Origin of the sequence: Vibrio pacinii DSM 19139, from assembly GCF_000711795.1 — a bacterium.
Taxonomy (GTDB): domain Bacteria; phylum Pseudomonadota; class Gammaproteobacteria; order Enterobacterales; family Vibrionaceae; genus Vibrio; species Vibrio pacinii.
Window position 1 is genome coordinate 357,763 of record NZ_JONH01000002.1, and the last position, 22,760, is coordinate 380,522.

General features: G+C 45.2%; 21 protein-coding genes. 14 read left to right on the forward strand and 7 right to left on the reverse strand.

The features are described from left to right. Positions 1-38: 38 nt before the first annotated feature. A complete protein-coding gene (locus BS19_RS03850) occupies positions 39-821 on the reverse strand; it encodes an HAD family hydrolase (protein ID WP_038173443.1) in 783 nt (260 codons plus the stop codon). A gap of 174 nt (positions 822-995) precedes the next feature. Between BS19_RS03850 and BS19_RS20140 the strand changes: the two genes are divergently transcribed. Both BS19_RS20140 and BS19_RS03855 read left to right on the forward strand, forming a co-directional pair. Further along, a complete protein-coding gene (locus BS19_RS20140) occupies positions 996-1,145 on the forward strand; it encodes a hypothetical protein (protein ID WP_157631126.1) in 150 nt (49 codons plus the stop codon). A gap of 3 nt (positions 1,146-1,148) precedes the next feature. Beyond that, positions 1,149-2,246, forward strand: coding sequence for an alkene reductase (locus BS19_RS03855; protein WP_038173583.1), 1,098 nt, complete (start codon positions 1,149-1,151; stop codon positions 2,244-2,246). Between the two features lie 43 nt (positions 2,247-2,289). On the opposite strand, the gene BS19_RS03860 is transcribed toward BS19_RS03855, so the two are convergent. Further along, positions 2,290-2,835 carry a TetR/AcrR family transcriptional regulator gene (locus BS19_RS03860; protein WP_038173444.1) on the reverse strand — a complete coding sequence of 182 codons (546 nt, stop codon included), beginning with the start codon at positions 2,833-2,835 and terminating at the stop codon, positions 2,290-2,292. Between the two features lie 98 nt (positions 2,836-2,933). Here BS19_RS03860 and BS19_RS03865 point away from each other — a divergent pair, with 98 nt between their 5' ends. From BS19_RS03865 to BS19_RS03875, 3 genes are all read left to right on the forward strand, one after another. After that, entirely contained in the window at positions 2,934-3,389 is a 456-nt protein-coding gene (locus BS19_RS03865; protein WP_038173446.1) for an HPP family protein, read from the forward strand. Positions 3,390-3,464: 75 nt separating this feature from the next. Then, positions 3,465-3,683, forward strand: a complete 219-nt coding sequence (locus BS19_RS03870; RefSeq protein ID WP_038173448.1) for a DUF6500 family protein — start codon at positions 3,465-3,467, stop codon at positions 3,681-3,683. An 88-nt stretch (positions 3,684-3,771) separates the two neighbouring features. Then, on the forward strand, positions 3,772-4,503 hold the full coding sequence (locus BS19_RS03875; protein ID WP_038173449.1) for an RNA methyltransferase: 732 nt from the start codon (positions 3,772-3,774) through the stop codon (positions 4,501-4,503). A gap of 132 nt (positions 4,504-4,635) precedes the next feature. On the opposite strand, the gene BS19_RS03880 is transcribed toward BS19_RS03875, so the two are convergent. Further along, a complete protein-coding gene (locus BS19_RS03880; RefSeq protein WP_038173450.1) occupies positions 4,636-4,968 on the reverse strand; it encodes a hypothetical protein in 333 nt (110 codons plus the stop codon). 167 nt (positions 4,969-5,135) lie between these two features. Here BS19_RS03880 and BS19_RS03885 point away from each other — a divergent pair, with 167 nt between their 5' ends. Together BS19_RS03885 and BS19_RS03890 are read left to right on the forward strand one after the other, a co-directional pair. Next, positions 5,136-5,663 (forward strand): DUF2975 domain-containing protein, encoded by a 528-nt coding sequence (locus tag BS19_RS03885; protein WP_038173584.1) that lies wholly within the window; start codon positions 5,136-5,138, stop codon positions 5,661-5,663. Between the two features lie 11 nt (positions 5,664-5,674). Further along, entirely contained in the window at positions 5,675-5,896 is a 222-nt protein-coding gene (locus tag BS19_RS03890) for a helix-turn-helix domain-containing protein (protein ID WP_038173452.1), read from the forward strand. A 68-nt stretch (positions 5,897-5,964) separates the two neighbouring features. Here BS19_RS03890 and BS19_RS03895 read toward each other — a convergent pair whose 3' ends face one another. Further along, on the reverse strand, positions 5,965-6,312 hold the full coding sequence (locus tag BS19_RS03895; protein WP_038173454.1) for a rhodanese-like domain-containing protein: 348 nt from the start codon (positions 6,310-6,312) through the stop codon (positions 5,965-5,967). A gap of 199 nt (positions 6,313-6,511) precedes the next feature. Here BS19_RS03895 and BS19_RS03900 point away from each other — a divergent pair, with 199 nt between their 5' ends. The 5 genes from BS19_RS03900 (at position 6,512) to BS19_RS03920 (ending at position 13,782) form a co-directional block, all read left to right on the forward strand. Beyond that, a complete protein-coding gene (locus tag BS19_RS03900) occupies positions 6,512-7,012 on the forward strand; it encodes a putative pterin-binding protein (protein WP_211252982.1) in 501 nt (166 codons plus the stop codon). Continuing rightward, the gene (locus BS19_RS03905; protein ID WP_051686487.1) at positions 7,005-9,158 is read left to right on the forward strand and encodes an ATP-binding protein; all 2,154 of its coding nucleotides are present in this window, start codon (positions 7,005-7,007) and stop codon (positions 9,156-9,158) included. Before BS19_RS03900 ends, BS19_RS03905 begins: the two co-directional genes overlap by 8 nt. Before the next feature lie 102 nt (positions 9,159-9,260). Beyond that, positions 9,261-10,796, forward strand: a complete 1,536-nt coding sequence (locus tag BS19_RS03910) for a methyl-accepting chemotaxis protein (RefSeq protein ID WP_038173455.1) — start codon at positions 9,261-9,263, stop codon at positions 10,794-10,796. A gap of 21 nt (positions 10,797-10,817) precedes the next feature. Beyond that, complete coding sequence (locus BS19_RS03915) at positions 10,818-11,546, forward strand: transporter substrate-binding domain-containing protein (protein WP_038173457.1); 729 nt, start codon at positions 10,818-10,820, stop codon at positions 11,544-11,546. A gap of 412 nt (positions 11,547-11,958) precedes the next feature. Then, positions 11,959-13,782 (forward strand): M4 family metallopeptidase, encoded by a 1,824-nt coding sequence (locus BS19_RS03920; RefSeq protein ID WP_038173459.1) that lies wholly within the window; start codon positions 11,959-11,961, stop codon positions 13,780-13,782. Between the two features lie 183 nt (positions 13,783-13,965). Here the strand turns inward: BS19_RS03920 and BS19_RS03925 are convergent, their stop codons facing one another. Together BS19_RS03925 and BS19_RS03930 are read right to left on the reverse strand one after the other, a co-directional pair. Next, positions 13,966-15,627, reverse strand: coding sequence for a methyl-accepting chemotaxis protein (locus tag BS19_RS03925; RefSeq protein WP_038173461.1), 1,662 nt, complete (start codon positions 15,625-15,627; stop codon positions 13,966-13,968). Positions 15,628-15,811: 184 nt separating this feature from the next. Further along, positions 15,812-16,198, reverse strand: a complete 387-nt coding sequence (locus tag BS19_RS03930) for a thiol-disulfide oxidoreductase DCC family protein (protein ID WP_038173462.1) — start codon at positions 16,196-16,198, stop codon at positions 15,812-15,814. A 303-nt stretch (positions 16,199-16,501) separates the two neighbouring features. Between BS19_RS03930 and BS19_RS03935 the strand changes: the two genes are divergently transcribed. Continuing rightward, positions 16,502-16,858 (forward strand): YibL family ribosome-associated protein, encoded by a 357-nt coding sequence (locus BS19_RS03935; RefSeq protein WP_038173463.1) that lies wholly within the window; start codon positions 16,502-16,504, stop codon positions 16,856-16,858. Between the two features lie 132 nt (positions 16,859-16,990). On the opposite strand, the gene malT is transcribed toward BS19_RS03935, so the two are convergent. Further along, on the reverse strand, positions 16,991-19,699 hold the full coding sequence (gene malT, locus BS19_RS03940) for an HTH-type transcriptional regulator MalT (RefSeq protein WP_038173465.1): 2,709 nt from the start codon (positions 19,697-19,699) through the stop codon (positions 16,991-16,993). A 567-nt stretch (positions 19,700-20,266) separates the two neighbouring features. Between malT and BS19_RS03945 the strand changes: the two genes are divergently transcribed. Beyond that, complete coding sequence (locus tag BS19_RS03945) at positions 20,267-22,720, forward strand: glycogen/starch/alpha-glucan phosphorylase (RefSeq protein ID WP_038173466.1); 2,454 nt, start codon at positions 20,267-20,269, stop codon at positions 22,718-22,720. The last annotated feature ends 40 nt before the right edge of the window (positions 22,721-22,760 follow it).

The window sequence follows — 22,760 nt, forward strand, 5'->3', positions numbered from 1 at the left end:
TAAGAGTGTGAGGTATTGATGGTGGCTTGTTATCGAAGTTATGCTTGCTTTAAAGCCAATAACGCGTCAGCAAACTCAGCAAATCCATAACCGCCACACTGGTTCATGACCACACTAGGTTTGTGGTCGAGTTTATGCCAATAGTGTTCGATGTTTTTGACCCCGGCCGTTAGTGGTAAAGACTCAAACATTTGTTGGTCATTGAGCGAATCTCCGACGTAACAGCACTGGGTGAGAATGTCTTGGTGTGATAAGCCTTGAGCTCGCAAAAACTCAACACTACTGACACGCTTTGAATGATCGCCATACCAAGCATTGATGTGAATGGAACTTGCGGTTGCATGAGCACCAAGAGTGTGAATGTGAGCAACGATTTGATCGACGATTTCGCTGTCGAGAGGCGGTCGATTTTGGCCGATATCGATAGCAACCTCACACAGTCGGTACGCTTGATCTAACGTGAGGTTCACTTCGGCAAAGCGAGTCAAAATCACGTCTATTTGTTGTTTGAGTTTCGCTTGGTTTGCGCGCATCTCGTCTAGTGGTACTGAGGACGTAAGCGTAATGCCGGGCGTTTTTTTCTCTAGGCAAAAGGCACCATTTTCACCCAAAACAGCGTCGACTGGCCACAACTGGGCGATATGATCGCACCAACCTGCACACGCGCCCGTTACGGCGGCAACCTTAATGCCATTTTGCTGCAGTTTGTTCAACGCCAACAGCGTTTCTGGTGGTAGTTTACCCTGCCAAGTCAATGTGTCATCAACATCGGTTAACACCCACTTTATCGGTTTCCATGCCTTTGTCAGCGTCATTTCCATGCTCGGTTTTTTCTAATCAATCGGCTAACCAGTATACCATGGGGACTGACGCTCGGTGATTGCACAGCGTTGAATTGAGACCGCCGCCAATATTCTCTGAGCGGACGAAAATGATAACAATTTATTATCGAATCTATAAAAAACCATAATTTCACTACTAGTCAGTCAGGCGTTATGTTAGCTGCACGATGTAACACAGTGCCATTGGTGGCAGAAGGTAAGATTGATACCAACACTACCATGGTGCGAGCCCGATTGCGTTTATCTTCCGAGCCTGATGGCAATCAGATGAGTGGATTCAAGCAAGCAAATGATGAGGAATAAATGATGAAAGATGCACTATTTCAGCCGATTAAATTAGGTAAGCTTGAACTAAAAAACCGTATTGTTATGCCACCAATGACACGCTCTCGTGCCACTCAGCCGGGTAATTGCGCCAACGACATGATGGCGGCTTACTACGCCCAACGTGCAAGCGCAGGTTTAATCGTCGCCGAAGGCACGCAGATTTCGCCGTTAGGCCAAGGGTACGCGTGGACACCTGGCATCTATTCTGAAGAGCAAATTGCTGGTTGGAAAAAAGTTACCGATGCCGTGCATGCCAAGCAAGGCACTATTTTTGCGCAATTGTGGCATGTAGGGCGAGTTACGCACCCTGATAATACTGGTGGCGAGCAACCGATTTCATCTTCGGCACTGAAAGCGCAGAACGTCAAAGTATTTGTCGACAATGGCCAACAAGAGCCCGGCTTTGTCGATGTGGTTGAACCGCGTGAAATGAGCAAGCAAGATATCCAAGAGGTGATCGAGCAATACCGCCAAGCTGCGCTTAATGCGATTGAAGCTGGGTTTGATGGGGTTGAGTTGCATGCCGCGAATGGGTATTTGATCAACCAGTTCATTGACTCAGAAGCGAACAACCGCACTGATGAATACGGCGGCTCGATTGAAAATCGTCTGCGCTTTTTGGCTCAAGTCGTAGCAGCGATGACCGATGCTATTGGCGCTGATCGCGTTGGTGTGCGCCTGGCTCCATTCACGTCACTCAATGGTACGGTTGATAAAACACCAGTAGAGACGTACACAGCGGCCGCAGCACTGCTCAATAAACTCAATGTCGTTTATCTGCATATTGCTGAAGTCGATTGGGACGATGCACCAGAGACGCCGATAGAGTTTAAGCAAGCGATTCGACAAGCTTATCAGGGCACGATCATTTATGCCGGACGTTACGACAGTGATAAAGCGGCTCAAGCGATTAATGACGGTCTCGCGGATATGATCGGTTTTGGTCGTCCGTTTATTGCTAACCCGGATTTGCCTAATCGGATTAAACACGATTACCCATTGGCAACGCACGATCCTGCCACATTGTTTGGTGGAGCAGAGCAAGGGCTGGTGGACTACCCTGAATATCAGGTGTAACGACGCTGAGTGATTGTAGCGCCTCATTGTTGAGGCGCTTTTTTTATAACCGAGTTAATATTTTTATTGCGTTGTCGGTGATCGATGTAGTTTGGCCTGTCATGTAAGCGGTCGTGATCGCGCCCTCTTTCATCAGGCAGACCGCATCAAGTAGGTAAGGCTTTTGGCCACAGAGTTTCGCTGCAATGAGCTTGCGTACCTCGTCTTTGTGATAAGCGCAATATTGGGCAATATCACTATCGTGGTCACTAAATTCTGCTGAGGTATTGATAAAAAAACAGCCTCTGAAATTGCCAAGCTCGGTCTCTTGGCCTGCAAACCAACCGCCTAATCCAGTGAATAGTTTTTCTATCACGTCGTGATCTGATTTTGTCTCTGCTAATCGCGAATCTAACCATGCCATAAACCGTTGATGACGTTGCGTAAGTGCGGCAACGATTAACGCTTCTTTGCTAGCAAAATGGCTGTAGAGCGTGCGTTTTGCTACGCCTGAAGTTTTAATTATCTCATTGATACCAATAGTTTTTACGCCATGATGATAAAAGAGATCCAACGCCGTATCTATCAGTAGTTGCCGTTTTTTGCTCATGTTTTTCCCTCATCATTGCGACACATCTTGACAAAAGTAGACCGACTTGTCTATCTTGTTTTGTGTAGACAGAGTGGTCTACTTTTTTGGAGGTATGCATGAATAATAAAATGTTGGCGTTGGTGGCGGGCTTTGGCGCCGCGCTTGCTATTGGTTTACTCTCAATAGTCGAAGCGAGCTTACACGATGTAGCGCTGCTAATGGCGCCATTTGGTGCGACGGCGGTATTGGTGTTTGGTGTGCCAGATAGCCCGCTAGCTCAAGCTAAAAATGTCATTGTCGGTCATATGATTACTGCATTGATTGGCGTGGTGTTTGTTGAGTTCTTTTCGGTTTCGCCCTTATCGCTTGCCGCAGCAACGGGATTGGGCGTTAGTGTGATGCTGCTGACAAAAACGACTCATCCGCCAGCAGGAGCCAACCCGATTCTGATTATGCTTGCTGGCCAGAGTTGGAGTTTTTTGATTTCTCCAGTGCTGATTGGGGCGGTTACGATCGTCTTGGTCGGAAAAAGTCTACGAATTATCCAGTCGCGTTATGTGCAAAGCTGTTGACGGCGATAATCTTGAATGGTGATTGAGGAAAAAACGCGCTACTGTCTTGATTTACATTGCAAATTAGGAAAGACAATGCGCGATTCACTACGAGAAAAAATCCTGCAGGTGTGTCAAAAGAAAATTGAACAAAAGGGAGACAACGTCGGCGTCTCTTTTTACGCTTTTTTCGCCAATAAGAATGATGATCCCAAATTACTTATGGAAGCGGCAAGCTGGTGGATTGAGACCCATCAACTGGATCACTTCGAAAAGGCCGTCAAAATAATCGATTTGGTTCAATCTGGGCGGTAGTTCTATGTTTGTGCCTCTTTAGCTCTGAGGGGCTTTACTCTATAATTGCCGCGCTTTAATTTGCCAGCCCTCATACCGTGGACATATTATGATTTCGAAAAACCAACTCAAATTACTTCGTGCTTTAGGCCAAAAGAAACAGCGTAAGGCGCAGGGTTTATTCTTGGTCCAAGGCGAGAAAAACGTTCTTGAGCTGGTGAATAGTACCCTCACGGTAAAGCAACTTTTTGCCACCGCAGAATTTTTAGCCGAGCACCGCCCATTGCTTCACTTTGAGTGTATTGAAGCGTCTTTGGATGAGTTGACCAAAGCCAGTACGTTAGTTAGCAACAATGCGGCGATTGCCGTGGTGGAAATACCTCAGGTTGAAGTGCCAAAAGCGCAAGGTTTGATGATTGCATTGGATGGGGTTTCTGACCCTGGTAATTTAGGTACCATTATTCGTGTTGCAGATTGGTATGGCATTAAGCATATAGTCGCCAGTACCGACTGTGCCGACCCGTATAACCCGAAAACGATCAGCGCTACCATGGGCAGCTTTGGCCGAGTGACGGTCAGTCAGTTGGATTTACCCGCTTATTTGCAGCAGTCAGATCTACCGGTTTACGGGGCGTTCCTGGAAGGTGAAAGCGTACATAAAACGCAATTTGCTGCTGAAGGTATCTTGTTGATGGGGAGTGAGTCTCATGGTGTTCGTCAATCAGCGGCTCAATATGTCACCGATAAAATTACCATTCCAGCCTTTGGTGGCGCAGAGTCTCTTAATGTCGCGATGGCGACCGGGATCATTCTCGACAATATGCGTCGTCAAAACGGCTAATCGTGTCTTGGGTGTGCTCGCACCTGAGCTCTGTGATGCATCAGTGATGAGTGTTCCTACTTCTACCGCTTTTTAAAAAGGGCTGATGTTTTGGCATCAACCCTTTGACACTTCTCTACTTATATCTTGCGGTTACTCAAAATCGTAACTGAAGCCAAATCCGACACTTCCATCACTGCCAGATTTCGTATAAGTACGTAACTTGTCATTTGGATAGTGCGTCTCATAGCAGTCCGTCTTGACGTGAGTTGGAATACCCGATCCAGAAAACGGGCGACTACTAATGCGATCACAGTCTTTTTCATTATGCCAATTTGGTGTGCTATTGAAATGATCGGCGCGTGGCTGAATGGGTAAGTTGTGCAGTTTATGCTGTTGTTCTAATGAATGAATAAACAGATCGCTCGCTAAAGCGCTACTGGAAAACAAACTGATCAGGGCTACCACTAGTGGACGGTTTATCACGGCTTAAACCTCTTTGATATTGAATGATTGGACAGGAATTGATAGCTAAACTAAATCTATCGAAAATAAAATGCAATAAAAACTTATCGTAAAACGATAAATTATTATTGTTTGTTTTAAGGGTAATGGTTATGATGATGGCCAATCTAGTACTGTTTGAGGTCTTTATGTCACACTCATCAATCAGCGGCTTTAGCCGTAAGTTATTGGCTCTTTTTTGGTTTTCGCTGATATTTGTCGCTGTGTTAAATACATCGTTTTGGTTTGGTGCCACCTTGTTTGATGCCGAGTGGTTTAATGCTACTTTTCCGGTTGAGGTCACTTTGCCACTAACCGTGACTCGCGCTTTGGTCGGTTTTGTGCCGAGTATGCTATCGACCTTGCTAACCATGGCGATGTTGTGGCAACTTATCGTGTTATTTCGCCTGTATGAGAAAGGCGCTATCTTCGAGCGTCAAAATGCCCTTTGCTACAAAAAGTTGAGTTACCTGTTGATTGCAACCCCGTTTGTTGAAGCGATTCAAGACGTGTTTTTGAGTCTCGCCTTATCGTACAATGGTGATCAGTGGTACTTCTCGCTTGAAGTCAATGATGCGGATATCACCATGATGATCATAGGTTTGGTTGTCAGAGTGATTGCTGTTGTAATGGAAAGAGCAGCAGAGCTTAGAGAAGAGAGTGAGCTGACAGTTTAAATGGAAGATCAATGGCTATTGTTATAAATCTTGATGTGATGCTAGCAAAACGGAAGATGCGTTCAAATGAGCTCGCTAAAAAGATTGGCATCACTGAGCAAAACCTATCGATTTTGAAAAATGGTCGTGCTAAAGCCGTTAAGCTTGCGACCCTAGAAGCGATATGTGAGCATTTAGATTGCCAACCAGGAGACCTGTTGGAATACGTCCCTGAATCAGAATGTGTTCAGTAGTCGCCTCACACTGTAGGGAAAGCCAGAGTTAATTTCTGGCTTTTTTTATTCAATTAGGCCAATCAAAGCTATGGCTTAGTTTTAAGCAATTCGTTGAGACCACCGGCATTATGCAGATTGCTAAAGCCTTGAGCTTTAAGATACCGATACGCTTGTTCTGAGCGATTACCGCTGCGGCAATACAACACAATTGCGGTACTTTTTTCAATAGTAGCGAAGTGCTGTTCGAGTTCTGATAGTGGGTAGTTAATGGCGCTGTCTAAATGTCCGTGATTAAACTCTGATGGGGTTCTTACATCCACGACTATGGCACCTTGATCTATCCATTGCCAACCCTTCTCAGCGCGCTCAGAAGCAAAGGCAGAGCTCGTCACCAGCGTTAGCGCTGTAATAACAAGCATCATAAATTTTCTCATAATGGCTCCTTTGTGGTGATTGCTTTGTGATAATTGCTTTGTGGTGAGTAGTATGGTGGCAGTTTTCCCGCCGGTGAAATTGATAGCTTACCTCTGCTATCGAATGATTTTTTAACTCCTACTTTCTTATGTCTATACTTTTATTAACTTAACACTTTGTTGTGATAACAGAGTTGTGAATTTAATAATAGGCAATGACATGATAAAAAAGACTTTAATCACCTTTGTGGCGATATGGCTTTTCACTCCTGTGGCAGCTTTTGCGTTATCAAGTCCAACAGAAGACACCTTGTTGTGGGTCTCCGGTAATATTAACCAATCAAATTCAACCTCGGGCGTTGAGTTCGATGAGCCGATGCTATCTCAACTTGAGATGGGGGTAATTCGAACCAATAATCATGTCGTTGAAGATATTGTTGAGTATAAAGGGCCATACTTGGCAAGTTTATTGGACAAGGTGGGGGCGCAAGGAGAGTCGGTCAAAGTCATAGCATGGGATGACTATATGGTTTCTATTCCGATAAGCGATATCAAAAAGTATCAAGTGATACTGGCGACGCATGAAAATGGCCAAAAAATGACGTTAGATGATAAAGGGCCGTTCTTTGTTGTCTTTCCGTTTAGTGACTTTCCTGAACTTAGAAACGATTTTTACTACAGCTTGTCGGTGTGGCAAGTGAGGGAAATTGTGGTTGAGTAGTGATAAGCAACAAGCTCGCTGGGCTCAAAAGGGGTCGTTTGTCGCGATAGTGATCACTATCTGTGCTGTGATCTTGGTGATGATTGCTTATTTCTCTTATTCGATAACCGAGATCCGTAACATCGCGCCTCAGCCCTATGTCACCATTGTGAATAATAACCTTGGAGTCAAAGTAAAGCTGTTAACAATCAAAAGTGAAATGCTCAGCTATAAGGCAGCCCCTTCCAGTCAGTCATTGGCACAATTGAAGTTTAAATCACGCATTTATAAGTCGAGTATTTTACAAGACTTTCGTTCGACTAGAACCATAAAAGTCCATGAACAATATGGTGAAGTAAAACGGCTCGCGGTACTTGTCGCTGAGCTGGAAAGCACATTTACGCGTATTGATGCGATTACGCTCGATAATGAATCTCTGCTCAATAATACCTTAATCCAGTTAGATGGTCTTTATGACCGTTTTAACGCCTACTTGTCCAATTTTGTCTCCGAAGTGCAAAAAAATCAGATGCAGTTTGTGCTGCAAAAAGAGAGCCTACACAACAGTCAGTATGTCTATTTAGCGGTTATTTTGGTTTGCGCTTTATTGATGGTGGGCGTGATCTCTTGGATGTATCTCGATCAACGAAGACTGAGTTTTAACCTTAAACGGCAGACGCGAGAGATGGAAGAGGCCAAAAGCCTTGCTGAACAAAGCGCCACGACAAAAGCCCGTTTCCTTGCCAATATGTCGCATGAGATGCGTACCCCACTTAATGCCATTATTGGCCTGAGTCAGAAAGAATATTATCTTTCATCAGATGAGCAGACACGAAATTTCACCGCTTTAATCAATAGTTCAGGTAAGCACTTACTTAAGTTGATTAATAGCGTATTGGATATCAGCAAAATAGAACAAGGTAGGGCGAAGCTAGAGATAGAAACCTTTGCCATTAGCGAATTGATTACGGCTGCAAAAACGATTTTCGTTGAGATGACTAAACAACAAGTTGAAGTGCTGTTCACCACTGATTTGGTCGACGATGTTCAGATCAAAGCCGATCAAACTAAATTGCTGCAGGTCATCAATAACATTAGTTACAACGCGGTGAAATTCACGAGTCAAGGTTTGGTTGAGATTCATCTCTCCCTGAGTGAGTTCAACTTAATTAGTATCAGGATTAAAGATACAGGGATTGGAATGACTGAAGAGCAGCTCGATAAGGTATTTGACGAGTTTACCCAAGCGGATGATTCAATTACCCGAGAATATGGAGGTAGTGGCTTAGGTCTATCAATTTGTCGCTCATTGGTGCAGTTGATGAACGGAGAAATGACGGTAACCAGTGAACCTCAACAAGGCACAGAGTTCATCATTAACATTCCGGTTGAGGTGGTTGAGCGTCAAGCCATTGTGGATGAACATATTAAGTCGCTAGGCGTTAGAGTGGTGGCGCATAACATCAACGTGCAGAAAGCCATTTCGTCCGAGTTAACCCAACTTGGCCTGTTTGATCCTGATGGCCAGCTAACGGTTTACTACCACAGTGATGAAGCTGTGCTTGAGGCTGGGCTGGCATTGGCCTCTCGTCAGCAAGATGATCAAGTGTTAGTGATTGCCGATGTTCAAACGACGTTGCCCGAACGGCAGCTTTTATTCAAACTCAATAAACCTTATGACCAATTTAGCTTGATTGCTTCGTTGGTCGCGATGCGCGGTACGTCGTCGCCTAGTATGGCGAGCCCGTTATTTCAAATCGATCCGAACTTGAAAGTACTGTTGGTTGAAGATATGCGGGTTAATCAACTGGTCGCGACCAAGATGTTATCTACCCTTGGAGTACATTGGCAAACGGTCAACAATGGTCAAGAATGTTTACAACGACTCAAAGATGAGCGGTTCGATATTATCTTTATGGACATTCAAATGCCTGTCATGGATGGTTTACAAGCCTTGGCTCATATACAACAACAGTCGCTTGCCCCTGAATCGGTCATCATCGCTTTGACTGCCAATACCTTTGACAGTGACGTACAGCACTACTTGGAACAAGGCTTTGTTGACGTGTTAGCTAAGCCATTTCAACTAGAGTCGATGGAGAAAATGCTCAATAAATACCAACCTGCATCCGCGCGACAAGCCTCATCCTCTCTTTCTTCAAAATGAATTATTAAGTGTGATCTAAGTATCATTTAGTCCTTTTGTTGATTATTAATCAATCAATAACTACCTTTTTATTATCGGTCTTAAAAATGAAAGGGATCAGTTTTGAAAAGTTTAAAATTAGTCTTTCTTATCCAAGTGATTATCGCGCTAACTTTTGTATTGCTGATTTCTGCATTCATCAAGTATCAAGGTTTTAAAGAAGACCTGACGACAGAGCTACAACAATCGGTAGAAAATACCACTCAGCGGATGATGATTAGTTTACCTAAATCGGTCTGGGACTTCGATTTAGAGTCAGCCAAGGTATCCATTTCAGCCGAACTTAAGCTCCCGGAAATATCGGCGATTCGGTTGATTGATAATGAGGGCAGTGATCTACTGTTCCTTACGCAAACTAGTACTGGTGAAGAGCGCGAAACCATTGATGTTGAGAACAAGGGCGCTTACTCAATCGATAACAGTATCAAGGCGGATCTCACTTTTGTTGAATACGGAGAAGAGAACGCGGTTGGTAGTGTTGTGGTTTACTTTGATACCCATGCTTTAGACACTAAGCTCGCTGACTCGCTTAAAACCAACATTATTGAGCTTGTCGTGCTCGATATCGTCTTATCTGTGGTTATTGTTGTCGTACTATCGATGACGGTGATTCGACCAATAGCACAACTTACTGATGTGATTAAAGATCTGGCATCTGGTGATGGCGATTTGACCAATAAACTTGCCCCAGCTAAATACCGAGAGTTCAATGCCATTACTGAAGGGATTAACAGCTTCACTGAGTCCTTAAGGCAGATAGTGCAAGATGTAAATTTATCTTCGGAAGCGTTGGGCGAGAGAGCATCGGCTAACGGCTCAACCGCACGGATCAATGCGGAAAAATTAGAGATGCAAAAGCATCAGCTTACCACCGTAGCCGCTGCAGCCACTGAGTTGAATCAATCGGTTTCTACCGTGGCTGACACCGCAGCAGAAACCGCGCAGCAAGCTCAAACTGCAACGACTTTGGCTTTGGATGTAAACCAGTCGATTGAACACTCCGCCAATGAAATCATCAACATGCGTGAAGAGATGAATCACGTCAATGCAGAAATGCATATCTTGATTGAGGAGGGGGAAAAAATAACGACAGTGCTGAATGTCATCAATGATATTTCTGAGCAAACAAACTTGTTAGCACTGAACGCCGCCATTGAGGCTGCAAGGGCAGGGGATCAAGGGCGTGGATTTGCGGTTGTGGCTGATGAAGTGCGGAACCTTGCGGTGAAAACCAGTCAGTCGACTGAGCAGATTCAAAAAAACATTTCTGCGCTTGGTGGCGCAACCAAATCAGTTGAAGATGAGTTAACTCGTATTGCCACACTTCTTGAGCAGACGGCCTCTCGAGTCAGTGAATCGCAAGTTTCGGTGAATGAGGTCCAGAATCTCATTGCCGTTATTTCCGATAGAAGCGGCCAAATCTCGCAAGCGACAGATGAGCAACGAATGGCTGTGGAAGAGATAAGTCAGGCAATTGTTGAGGCGTCGGAAGCGACCAATGATGTTTCGTCTGGTGCGACGACTAATGCTAAACGGACGGAAGAAGTACTCAGTCTAAGCCAGAATATCGCCAACCATATGGCGAAATTCCGTACTTAGCCATTCAATAGAGGATACGTTATGAGAAGTTTATTGATATCAGTGTTTGGATCCCTTGTCGCATTCCTAGCTCAAGCGGCAACAATTACGGCCGCACAAGACCCATGGGCGCCTTTTGTTCAAAAAGACAAAGCGAGCCCCGGTGTTTCTGTCGAAATTCTAACGGAAGCGTTTAAATCTCAGGGACATCAGCTCGATTTTAAAATTATGCCTTGGACTCGAGCATTAAACGAGGTCAAAGAGGGCCGAGTCGATGTGTTAGTGGCGACGTGGTATACCACCGAAAGAACCTCGTTTTTAAGTTACAGTGATCCTTACTTGGAAAACTCACTCAAGTTCATTAAACGCGCAGGCGATAGTTTTGAATACAGTGGCATGGATAGTTTGAATGGGAAAACGGTCGGGATTATCCGCAATTATGGTTATGGTGATGCGTTTTTAGGGGCGAGTAACTTTAACAAGCCTGAAGCGAATGATTTGGTCGGTAACGCGAAGAAGCTGTTAGCGAAACGCATTGACTTAACTCTAGAAGACGAGCTGGTTGCAAAATCAACCCTGTCGGGTGCAGGCATGAGTCTCGGTGACTTCGAGTTTACCGACAATGCCTTATCGGTTAATCCGCTTCATGTCACTTCGGGACTGGCTAACCCAAATCATCAGATGTATATCGAGGCGTTTAATAAAGGCTTAGCGGAAATCAAAACAAACGGCACCTTTGATAAAATACTCGCTAAATATGGCATAAAATAATTCGTTGCTTTCAACATTAATTGACAACGCTCTCACTGGTGGGAGCGTTTTTTAGTTTTAGATCGTTCAATTCGCTTGATTATTGCGTACTGTAAACCTGCAATTGAAAAACTAAACTTTTGATTTAGATCTCAGCATTATTGATGATAAAACTGTGTCAAAAAAATACCACGCAACTCTATCAATAGTCTCTAACCTGCTGCTTTGTAATGACCAAAACTTGCCCAGTCATCTTGCCATATTTTAATTTCAGCCACTTACGTAAATTTTAAATGACATTCTGTATAAAGTATTTCTACGGCTTAGTTGTTCGTTTTCATCATTATCTTCCATGTTATTGAGGCGATATGTCGCGAAATGCTTCCTATGTAGCGGTTGGGAAGAAGGAGTTTCATAATTACAGGATTGAATAATGAACCAACAACGTCAATTAAGCTGGATGATTTCAGCGATTCTAGGTACGTCTATCACTGTCACGGCTAATGCTGCAGAAATGGTCCAGGTCAACGATAGTGCGCTATTACAACAAAGTTTACAGGCGCAGTCGAACAGTGTGGCCCCAGTAGAAACGGGGTTTGCTGAGGTTAAACGAGTTGTTCTACCCAATGGCAAGACCAAAGTTCGCTACCAACAGACCCACCGTGGTGTGCCCGTGTTTGACACCTCAGTAGTTGCAACGGTGAGTAAAGATCAGCTCAGTCAAGTGTTTGGCACCATGGCGCAGGGCATCAGTTCGGATATCACAACCTTAAGCCCCTCACTTGATCACAAACAAGCGATTGCGGCTGCGGTTAGTGATTATCAAGCACAATCATTGAGTGCGGCTAGAGTAGAAAATCAAAACGCCAAATTGATGGTAAGGCTAGACCAAAATCAAACCGCTCAGATGGTTTATATGGTCGACTTCTTTGTCGCGGCGGAAAAGCCTGAACGCCCTTTTTACTTTATTAATGCCATGACAGGCGAGGTGATTGAGCATTGGGATGGTCTTAATCATGCAGACGCTTCAGGCACTGGCCCTGGAGGCAACCTTAAGACTGGTCGTTATGATTATGGCACTGACTATCCAGGCTTTATTGTCAATAAAACTGGCACGACCTGTACCATGAATAACAGTGCAGTAAAAACGGTTAACTTGAACAATGGCACCTCGGGAAGCTCTGCGTTCAGTTATGATTGTCCTGATGGGACCAATTACAATGATTACCAGTATGTTAACGGCGCTTATTCGCCGCTCAATGATGCTCATTACTTTGGTAAAGTTGTATTCGACATGTACCAAGATTGGATGGACACCTCACCGTTGTCATTCCAGTTAACCATGCGAGTTCATTACAGCACTAACTATGAAAATGCCTTTTGGAATGGTTCATCAATGACATTTGGTGACGGTAAAGATACTTTCTACCCATTGGTCGATATCAATGTCAGCGCTCATGAGGTAAGCCACGGTTTTACTGAGCAAAACTCGGGTTTGGTATATCAAAATATGTCAGGCGGTATGAACGAAGCGTTCTCTGATATTGCCGGTGAAGCGGCAGAATACTACATGAAAGGCTCCGTTGACTGGGTTGTCGGGGCGGATATTTTCAAATCTGAAGGTGGTTTGCGTTACTTCGATCAACCATCAAAAGATGGCCGCTCAATCGACAATGCCTCTCAGTATTATAACGGCTTAAATGTGCATTACTCGAGTGGTGTCTACAACCGAGCCTTTTATTTGCTTGCGAATAAATCGGGTTGGGGGGTACGCAAAGGCTTCGAAATCTTTACCTTGGCGAATCAACTCTATTGGACACCAAACAGTACCTTTGATGCAGGCGCATGTGGCGTCGCCAAGGCCGCGCAAGACTTCGGTTATAACGTTGCCGATGTTAAGGCCGCGTTCAGTACCGTTGGTGTGAATGCTGATTGTGGCGTAATGCCACCTACTGGTAAAGTCCTTGAAAAAGGTGTCCCGTTAAGCGGACTAAGCGGTAATCGCGGTTCTGAGGACTTCTACACCTTTACGGTCGATAGCGCTTCAAATGTGGCCGTTACTATTTCTGGTGGTAGTGGTGATGTAGACCTGTATGTTAAAGCGGGAAGCAAACCAACAACCAGCAGTTACGATTGCCGCCCATACCGCAGTGGTAATGCCGAGCAGTGCCGTATTGCGGCGCAAGCGGGCACGACCTATCATGTTATGCTCCGTGGCTACAATACCTACTCTGGTGTGACACTGCGACTGGATTAAAGTGTGGTTGGATTTAATTAAAGATAAAAGACACCTCAGGGTGTCTTTGTTGTGTTACTCAGTTCCGTTCGAGAAAAACCCAGCCTGTTGTGATATCTGGTTAGCAAGACGGATTTGTGTTCTGAATTGGCCTAATAAAAAGCCCGCTTTTTAGCGGGCTTATTCGTTTTAGTTAGGTGTTGTTTACACTTTAAAACGATCAACGAGCTCGTAGAGTTCATTTGCTCTTTGGTTAAGCTCTTGGCTACCAGCGCGGTTTTCATTGGCAAGTTCTGCTGATTGCAAACTTTGGTCTGAAATGACCACCACACGCTGGGAAATTTCTTGACCAACCAAACTCTGTTCTTCAGTTGCGGTTGCGATCAACGAGTTCATATCCATGATAGTGCCGATCGATTCTTGAATTTTAACCAACGCTCTTGCCGCTGAGTTTGCTTCTTCAACCGTGGTTTCGCCGCGTTTTTGGCTTGATTCCATCGCTTTCACTGCATCGTCAGAGGCGGCTTTGAGCTGTTCAATCATCTGGTGAATTTCACCAGTGCTATCTTGCGTTCGGCTAGCAAGCTTACGGACTTCGTCGGCAACGACCGCAAATCCACGCCCTTGCTCACCTGCCCTTGCCGCCTCAATCGCTGCGTTCAATGCCAGTAGGTTAGTTTGCTCGGCAATGTCTTGAATCACTGCCAGAGATGATGAAATGTTTTGTACGTCACCCTCTAGGCGAGAAACAACGCCATTCGCTTGCGAGACTTCTTGTGCTAAGGCTTCGACTGACTGAGCCGCAGAGTTCACTATGTTTTGCGCTTCTTTGGCGTTGTCATCGGCCAGTTTGGCTGAGTCAGCCGCTTGGCTGGCGTTGTTGGAAATCTCACTTGCTGTGGTGGTCATTTCAGTCATCGCAGTGGCGACTTGTTCGGTTTCCTCTCGCTGGCCAGAAGCCAATTCGTCCACTTTCGCTGCACGCATCGACATGTTATTGGTTTCAGAAACCACTTGTTGACCCACGTCGCTGACACTGCGAATTATGGTTTGCAGGCTTGAAACAAAGGCATTGAAGTTGCTACTCAATTTGGAAAACTCGGGTGCTTTGAAATCGTCCATGCGTGCAGTAAGGTCGGCATCGCCGCTGGCAAAAGAGCTGATGGACTTATCAAACATTTCTAGCGGCTTCATGATGGTGCGGTTGACCGCAACCGCGAATACGGCGACAAGTGCTGCGATCACCAGACAGAAAACCACAATCGCTGAGAGTGTCGTCTGTAGTGCGCTGGTTGTGGAGCGTTCCATTTCTGCCACAATCGCGTCGATGTCATCGGTGTAGAACCCCGTGCCAAGCATCAGGTCCCATTCAGGAATAAATATCGAGTAGCTCAGTTTAGGTAGCGCTTGTGTTTGGCCCGGCTTCGGAAAATAGTAAGTGGTAAAATCACCCGTTTTGGCGTTACGGAGTAAGTCTTGGATAAGGTAATTACCTTGCTTGTCTTGTAAGTTCCAAAAGTTATCTCCTACGCCCTTGTCGCTTTTACCTACAGCAACACGGACCCCTTTTGAGTCGTAACCAAACACGTAGCCAGAGTCACCATACTCAAGTGTCTTAATGGTTGGTAATGCTTCTTCTAGCGAAGCGCCACGTTGTAGGAAAGGAGTGATGGCGGATTTGGCCATTTGAATATAGTTCTTCAGTTCCTCTTTCTTCATACTCATCATATTTGAGCGAGTAACTTCGATTTGTTGAGCGTTGAGCTCGTTGGTTTTGAGGTAAGTGACACCCAGCATACCTATGGTCATCACAAGCAGCGGAACGAGAGCCAAAATGTAAAGGCGGCTACGAATAGAAAGAATCATACAAACGTCCTGTAATTAGTACAATGTGGCTTCGTGCCTGGAATGAATGCCCAGATAGCCAGCCTAGTAATTGGATTTATCTTAATAGACCCAAAGTTTATCTATTAAGATTAGCCAATTTATCGACTAATGACTGTGAGTCTTGAGAGATTTGTTATGCTTCGTTACTAGACATTAGTACTATCTAGCGAGAACATTGACCGCCTTCACATTTACTTTTACCTGTCAGCAACTTAGACCATCGATAACGATTGCGTGCAAACTTAAGGTAAGCCCAGTCGGCTAGTGGTTTGACCACGGACCAGCGCAATGGTGCGTAGAGCCAGCCTTTTCCGACCAGCTTCCAAGCATAATAAGTCACATCAAGCCCAAGTAATAATTCACCGTCCTGTTTTAATCCATGCAGAATTTGCCCTGCACGGTGTTTATCGATAGTAGGGTAGTGCTGCATATCACTGCTCTGGGTATCAACCAGCTTAATGGCGTGGTTTTTGTCATGACGATGCAGCGAGTTCATCTCTTTAACGCAAAGCGGACAAAGGCCGTCGTAGAAAATTGTTAGTTTGATCATCATTACTCCTTTGCCATTATTACGCATTAATCAAGACTATTGATCAGTGACTGGCGTTTAAGTAATGATGCCAACTGTTCGCCACGGTTGCGCCGTTTTCACTCTATTCAATCATCATTACTGCCGCGAAGTTGTTGACGGCATCAATAGACTTCATCGTGATACAAAAGTGGCTAAATTGCTGGTTGGTTGCGACAAAAGCGGAGTCACGCTAACCTAGCTAAAGTTGATTATAATTAGGGAAGTGTCAGCAGGCTTATGCTACACTCGCCGACCTTTTCTGTTTCCAATAAGAGTAAAACCATGAGCCTTAAGCAAGAATTACAAAACCTACATAATCGCATTGATACTTGTCAGCGCAAATTGGAGGCTGCCAAAGGTCGTGGTGATCAGGACATGATCAGCAAATTTACTGACGAAATAGAAAAGCTCAACAAAAAAGCCAGTGCCATGAAGCACAAACAGAACTATGACATCAGCAAAGAGGGTAAAACTCTAACTGATATGCCATTTTCTCGTCCAATTACCAAAGCTGAACAAGCGGACATGGGCAAGTTGAAAAAATCGGTTAAAGGGTTAGTGGTTGTACACCCAACGACTAAACTTGGAAAAGAGCTTAAGCTTGAAGCGATGACAGGTTACGCTCCGAAGAAGTTCTAATCGAGACAATATTTTAAAAAAGCGCCAGTTAGGCGCTTTTTTACGTTTTAGGTACGTGTATTTCTGATGATTGAGCAAAAGCGCAAGCGTAGAGCCTTGCGCTTAGAGTACTTGCTTGATGACGATGAGCGGTTAGTAGCCCATCAGTTGCAGTAAGTTTTCTGCGGTTTTAATCGCTTCTTTGCGGTTGGCGATATTGAGTTTTTGATACAGATTACGAATATGCGTTTTGATCGTAGTACCGGCGACATCTAACTCTTGGGCGATCTGCTCGTTACTAAAACCAGAATAGATAAGACCCAGTACTTGCCACTCGCGTTGAGTCAGCGGGCTGGTGCGCACCAGCTCAGGAATATTGGGGTGATTGACCAGTTTCTCCACAAACTCTTCATCAAAGTGGATAGAGCTGCTGCGTTGAGTGGTTGAAATGTCTTTGAGTAGTTGCTGAGCGCGGTGGCGCTCTAGATCACCCAGTTCATTCTTGTTGTTGAGTTTCTCAAGAATGTGACCAATTTTGGCACCATCGACTAAGAAATTACCCAGCATTCCCGTTTGATTGGTCAGTTCGAGCGCTTGTTTGAGCGCTTGGTGTGCTCGTTCTTCATCGTGTTCGGAAATCGCCAATACTGCTTCCACAATCAAGTTGCGATTCTTGTCGGTCAGTAGTTCGTTCTCTTGTGTTTGTTGCTGAATAAAGTCTAACGTGTCATGCGCTTGTTCAAAGAGGCCTAATGCAATCTGTGCGCGTGCGATGTTGCGCCACTGCAATTGAGTGAAGTGGTTGCAAGCTTGCTCTGGTCGAACTGTCGTTTCTAGCCATTGCGCGATCGAGTCGAGATCACCGCGAGTCTGCCAGAATAAAATCAGCGACAATGACGCATTCGCTGTCCAATCGACATGATAAGTTGATTGTTTGAGTAAGTGGGCAATCTGGTCGATAAACTTACCTGCTTTGTCTATCTCGCCACGTCCAATCGCAATACGCGCCAACATCGAATAACTATGTAAGTGCTTACTTGGGCTATGATTACCCAGCACATCAAGTCCTTTATAAGCGCACTCTTCTGCCTCTTCGAGGCGGTTCCAGCACCACAGGATTTGCGCACGCACGCGCAGCAAGAACTCATGCAGTGGTACTTGATGAAGCTGTTGTTCTTCAATCAACTTAAAGGCATTGTCCTGCACTTCATACGCCGCTTGTACATAGCCTTGAGCAATTAAGATTTCGCTTTGCTGCAGCATTGCCCATAACGCCTGATGGTAGACCTGATATTGACGTGCTAATTTTTCAGTTTGCTGCATCATAGGTAACGCACGACTGAGGTGGCCAAGTACGTGGTTAACTTCGCCAACCACAGAGGTCGCGACAATGCGGCTCCGGTAGACGGTGGAATCAAGTTGGCTCAATGCCAATTCCGCCAGCTCAAGTGCTTTTTCAGGTTGATTTTTATTGATGGCGACCTGAGCGCGTAACGCATTAAATTCGCCTTGTTCTTTAGCGCTTAACGTCACATTAAGCTTGGCCATTTGCTCGTCAGCTTTGGCCAGAAGATCGCCGACATCATTGTATCTATGCTGACTTTGTGCCAGCCAAGCTTGTAACATGCACAGCTTCGACTCGCTATAAAGTTGCTCAGAGGTCAGAGAGTTAATCGCTTTCTCTAATGTCTGTAGCTCACCGCTGTTAAACATCTTCCAACCATATTGACTAAGAATATCCGCAGTTAACTGGCTGTCTCTGGCTTCTTGCGCATGACGCAGTGCTTGATGGGGCGATGATAAAGTCAGCCAAGCGTTGGCGGCTTTGCGATGCAAGGCTTTTTCTTGACGTGGAATACGCGCCGTACGTTCATGCGCTAAAAATTCAGCAAATAGATTGTGGAAGCGGTACCAGTTTTGCTCCCCTTCAAGTGGATGAATAAACAGACCGAAGCGGTTGAGAGATTCAATCATACTCAGAGCGTCTTCGCGCTCGGTCAATTCAGACACCAGATGATCGTTAAAGTGGTCAAGTACCGAACATTGCAGTAAAAATTGGCGAGTCTCTTGATCAAGTAAGTCAAACACTTCTTCAACCAAATAGTCCCACAGATGAGCGTGATTAAACTGTGAAAAAGATTCCGCCGATTGGGCTAAGGTTTTATGCTGATGTTGAGCTTGCAGGGCGATGAGTTGCAGTGCTGACGGCCAGCCTTCAACGTAGTTACGTAAATTGTTGGCTGTGGTGTCGTCAATACCATCGCTCACTCGTTGATTAAAGAATCGTGTCGTTTCTTCGGTATCGAACGCCAGTAATTCATCGCCAATTTCGATCATCAAATCACGTACGCGCAAGTTGGCGGTGCCAAGTGGTGGCGCTGCTCGACTCGTGACAACTAGGGTCAAGTTATCTGGCATATGCTTAAGGAAAAAGCGCATCGCCTCGTGAATTTCATCATCAGCAATAAGGTGGTAATCATCGAGCACCAAATAACACTCTTGATGAAAGTTAGACATCTCAGTGAACACTTCACCAAACAGCGAATGAAGCGATGAAAATTGACGCTTTTCAGCCAGTTTCTGTGAGTTTGGACAGCTGTCATCGGTGGCTTTGTTCAGGGCTTGGAGTAAATAATTCATAAAGCGGAATGAATCATTATCGCTGTCATCAAGACTGTACCAACCAACATGAGGTTTGTCAGATAACCATTGAGCGGCCATCGTGGTTTTACCATAACCTGCTGGGGAACGCAGTAGTACCAATTTGTAAAAAGGCGCTTGCTGAAGTAAATCTAGTACTCTTGGCCTAACAATGGCGTTATGCAGTCGGCCAGGGCGCGTCAATTTCGAAGGAATCCACATCTTCTTAATCCCTATAATGTTGTCCTACGGGTTACGGCTAACACGGTGGAGAGGCTAGCGATAACATGAAGCACAGGGTGTTCATTTTTGCTTATTGGCAAGAATATTACTGGAGATTGAATTCGACCGTTATTGATCAGAGGTCGGTTTCTCGTATGTTTCACAGTTTGCTCTCTTCTACGCCCCATATTTGTGATGCTTATCACTAAATGTCTATCTGTGAAGTGTGTCTTAGCTCTATATCTGCACGAGAAATAGTGAAATTTGCAGTTAAAGGGAAAACAATATGTGATCCGATAAACAGTTTTGTCAAATACTTACTCCCCGCTACATGTATCTTTAATACAGCAAAGCTAGGCTAAATTCGTTGGTGGTGTGATCTCAATCACCCGAGCTCAGACGTTGGTAATTTTTATTGAGAGTTAGATCACTGAGCCTAGGGTAATACACCCTCTACGCCCTATATCCTCCTCCTAAATCGGGCAGTCGGTGGGAGGATGTTTTGTTGAGCTTGTCCATGCACGATATGGCACAGATGGATTAAAACTAATAAGTGAGATTTCTCGAATGAAACCTACGCAACAGAAAAATTTTGACAAGGCTGCATTTCAAGCCGATGTAAAAATGCACCTTTCCGCGACTTACGCAAAGACGATAGAAACAGCAACCACGCGTGAATGGTATCTTGCTATGGGCAAAGCTCTAGCAGAAATCACCACTCTGGATCTACTTAAAACTGAACAAGATCCTAGAATTCAAAAAGCGAAGAGCGTTAACTATCTTTCGCTTGAGTTTTTGATTGGTCGCTTAACCGGTAACAACTTAATCAGCTTAGGTCTGTATGAGCAAATCACTGACGCAATGGCTGAGCTAGGCCAAAACCTTACCGACTTGCTTGAAGAAGAGCGTGATCCATCATTGGGTAACGGTGGTTTGGGTCGTCTTGCTGCATGTTTTATGGATTCATGTGCTGCGCAAGAATTCCCGACTGTGGGTTACGGACTACACTACGAGTACGGCCTGTTCAAGCAATCATTTAAAGATGGCCGTCAGCAAGAAGCACCAGACGCGTGGCGCGGTGTTGAAGGTTACCCGTGGGAAATTGCTCGCCCTGAGCTTGCGCAAGAAATTGGCTTTTATGGTCATGTTGAAGTCACGTACGAAAATGGCCGTGAAGTGCGTAAGTGGGTACCAGGTATGACTGTGAAAGCGATGCCTTGGGATCTACCAATCGTGGGTTACGAGTCAGAAACCGTCTATCCACTGCGCCTATGGGAATGTCAGGCGATTGCACCTTTCTCTCTTGCGAGCTTTAACAACGGTGACTACTTTGAAGCCCAGCACTCATTGATTGATGCCGGTAACATTACCAAAGTTCTTTACCCGAACGATAACCACGAGAAAGGCAAGACGCTACGTTTGATGCAGCAGTACTTCCACTCAGCAGCATCGGTACGTGATATTCTTCGTCGTCATGAAGCCGCTGGTTTTGCCCTTGCGGATCTGCCTAAGCAAGAGACGATTCAGCTTAACGATACTCACCCAACAATCGCGATTCCTGAATTGATGCGTATCCTGATTGATGAGAAAGGTTTATCGTGGGAAAAAGCGTGGGAAATCAGCTCACAAACTTTTGCTTACACTAACCATACGCTACTACCTGAAGCGCTAGAAACATGGCCAGAGTCGTTGATTCAACGTCTATTGCCTCGCCATATGGAAATCATTTTTGAAATCAACCACCGCTTCTTGCAGCAAGTCCGTGCTATGTGGCCTGGTGATGGTGAGAAGCAAGCTAAGCTATCGATCATCCAAGAAGGTTTCAACCGCATGGTGCGTATGGCTAACCTCTGTGTGATTGGTTCTTATGCGGTCAATGGTGTTGCGGCGCTTCACTCTGCATTGGTCAAAAAAGATCTCTTCCCTGAGTTTCACGAAATGTACCCAACGCGTTTGCATAACGTCACCAACGGTATTACGCCTCGTCGCTGGTTAAAATTCTGTAACCCAGGTCTTTCGGACCTTATCACTGATAAGATTGGTCCTGAATGGCCAGCCAAACTAGAGATGCTAGAAGGTATTGCCAAATACGCTAATGATGAGCAGTTCCAACAAGCGTTTATGGCGGTTAAAAAAGCCAACAAACAGCGTCTGGCAGATTGGGTGAAAACCAATATGGATATCGATCTTGATACCAACGCCATCTTTGATGTTCAGATTAAACGCCTGCACGAGTACAAACGTCAGCACTTGGATCTTCTGCACATCTTGTCTTTGTATCATCGTATCCTCAATGAACCAGGTTTTGAGTGCACTCCTCGCGTGGCTATCTTTGCTGCGAAAGCCGCACCAGGTTATCACCTAGCCAAAGAGATCATTTTTGCGGTCAACAAAGTGGCGGAGAAGATCAACAACGATCCACGAATCGGCAATTTGCTGAAAGTGGTCTTCATTCCTGATTACCGTGTGAGCATGGCCGAAATCATTATCCCGGCGGCAGACGTTTCACAACAAATCTCGCTAGCGGGTAAAGAAGCGTCAGGAACCGGTAACATGAAGATGGCTCTTAACGGTGCATTGACTATCGGTACGATGGATGGGGCGAACGTTGAGATCCGTGAAGAAGTCGGGGATGACAATATTTACATTTTCGGCCTAGAAGTCGACGAAGTCGTCGCGTTGCAAGCGTCAGGCTACAACCCTTATGACTACTACCATGCCGATCCGCTGCTGAAAGCGTCACTGGATCTATTGCTTGGTGAAGAGTTCACGCCAGGTCAACCGGGCTTGCTACGAGCGACTTACGATAGCTTGCTTGACGGCGGTGACCCGTACCTATGTTTGGCCGACTTTGCCTCTTATGTGCAAGCACACGAAGCAATGGGCAAGCAATACCAAGATCAAGCGGGTTGGGCGAAAAAAGCGATACTTAATACCGCTTTAGTTGGCAAGTTTACCTCTGACCGCTCAATTCGAGATTACGTCAACAACATCTGGAAACTCGAAGCGGTGAAACGCTAATTAGAGACCATAAACAGCCAAGGCATCGTGCCTTGGCTGT

What these genes read in the sequence shown, in the direction of transcription:
- BS19_RS03945 (WP_038173466.1), top strand. Translation starts at nt 20,267, where the DNA reads ATGAAACCTACGCAACAGAAAAATTTTGACAAGGCTGCATTTCAAGCC.
- malT (WP_038173465.1), bottom strand. Translation starts at nt 19,699, where the DNA reads ATGTGGATTCCTTCGAAATTGACGCGCCCTGGCCGACTGCATAACGCC.
- BS19_RS03920 (WP_038173459.1), top strand. Translation starts at nt 11,959, where the DNA reads ATGAACCAACAACGTCAATTAAGCTGGATGATTTCAGCGATTCTAGGT.
- BS19_RS03885 (WP_038173584.1), top strand. Translation starts at nt 5,136, where the DNA reads ATGTCACACTCATCAATCAGCGGCTTTAGCCGTAAGTTATTGGCTCTT.
- BS19_RS03860 (WP_038173444.1), bottom strand. Translation starts at nt 2,835, where the DNA reads ATGAGCAAAAAACGGCAACTACTGATAGATACGGCGTTGGATCTCTTT.
- BS19_RS03875 (WP_038173449.1), top strand. Translation starts at nt 3,772, where the DNA reads ATGATTTCGAAAAACCAACTCAAATTACTTCGTGCTTTAGGCCAAAAG.
- BS19_RS03850 (WP_038173443.1), bottom strand. Translation starts at nt 821, where the DNA reads ATGGAAATGACGCTGACAAAGGCATGGAAACCGATAAAGTGGGTGTTA.
- BS19_RS03930 (WP_038173462.1), bottom strand. Translation starts at nt 16,198, where the DNA reads ATGATCAAACTAACAATTTTCTACGACGGCCTTTGTCCGCTTTGCGTT.
- BS19_RS03925 (WP_038173461.1), bottom strand. Translation starts at nt 15,627, where the DNA reads ATGATTCTTTCTATTCGTAGCCGCCTTTACATTTTGGCTCTCGTTCCG.
- BS19_RS03935 (WP_038173463.1), top strand. Translation starts at nt 16,502, where the DNA reads ATGAGCCTTAAGCAAGAATTACAAAACCTACATAATCGCATTGATACT.
- BS19_RS03890 (WP_038173452.1), top strand. Translation starts at nt 5,675, where the DNA reads ATGGCTATTGTTATAAATCTTGATGTGATGCTAGCAAAACGGAAGATG.
- BS19_RS03915 (WP_038173457.1), top strand. Translation starts at nt 10,818, where the DNA reads ATGAGAAGTTTATTGATATCAGTGTTTGGATCCCTTGTCGCATTCCTA.
- BS19_RS03870 (WP_038173448.1), top strand. Translation starts at nt 3,465, where the DNA reads ATGCGCGATTCACTACGAGAAAAAATCCTGCAGGTGTGTCAAAAGAAA.
- BS19_RS03855 (WP_038173583.1), top strand. Translation starts at nt 1,149, where the DNA reads ATGAAAGATGCACTATTTCAGCCGATTAAATTAGGTAAGCTTGAACTA.
- BS19_RS03865 (WP_038173446.1), top strand. Translation starts at nt 2,934, where the DNA reads ATGAATAATAAAATGTTGGCGTTGGTGGCGGGCTTTGGCGCCGCGCTT.
- BS19_RS03900 (WP_211252982.1), top strand. Translation starts at nt 6,512, where the DNA reads ATGATAAAAAAGACTTTAATCACCTTTGTGGCGATATGGCTTTTCACT.
- BS19_RS20140 (WP_157631126.1), top strand. Translation starts at nt 996, where the DNA reads ATGTTAGCTGCACGATGTAACACAGTGCCATTGGTGGCAGAAGGTAAG.
- BS19_RS03895 (WP_038173454.1), bottom strand. Translation starts at nt 6,312, where the DNA reads ATGAGAAAATTTATGATGCTTGTTATTACAGCGCTAACGCTGGTGACG.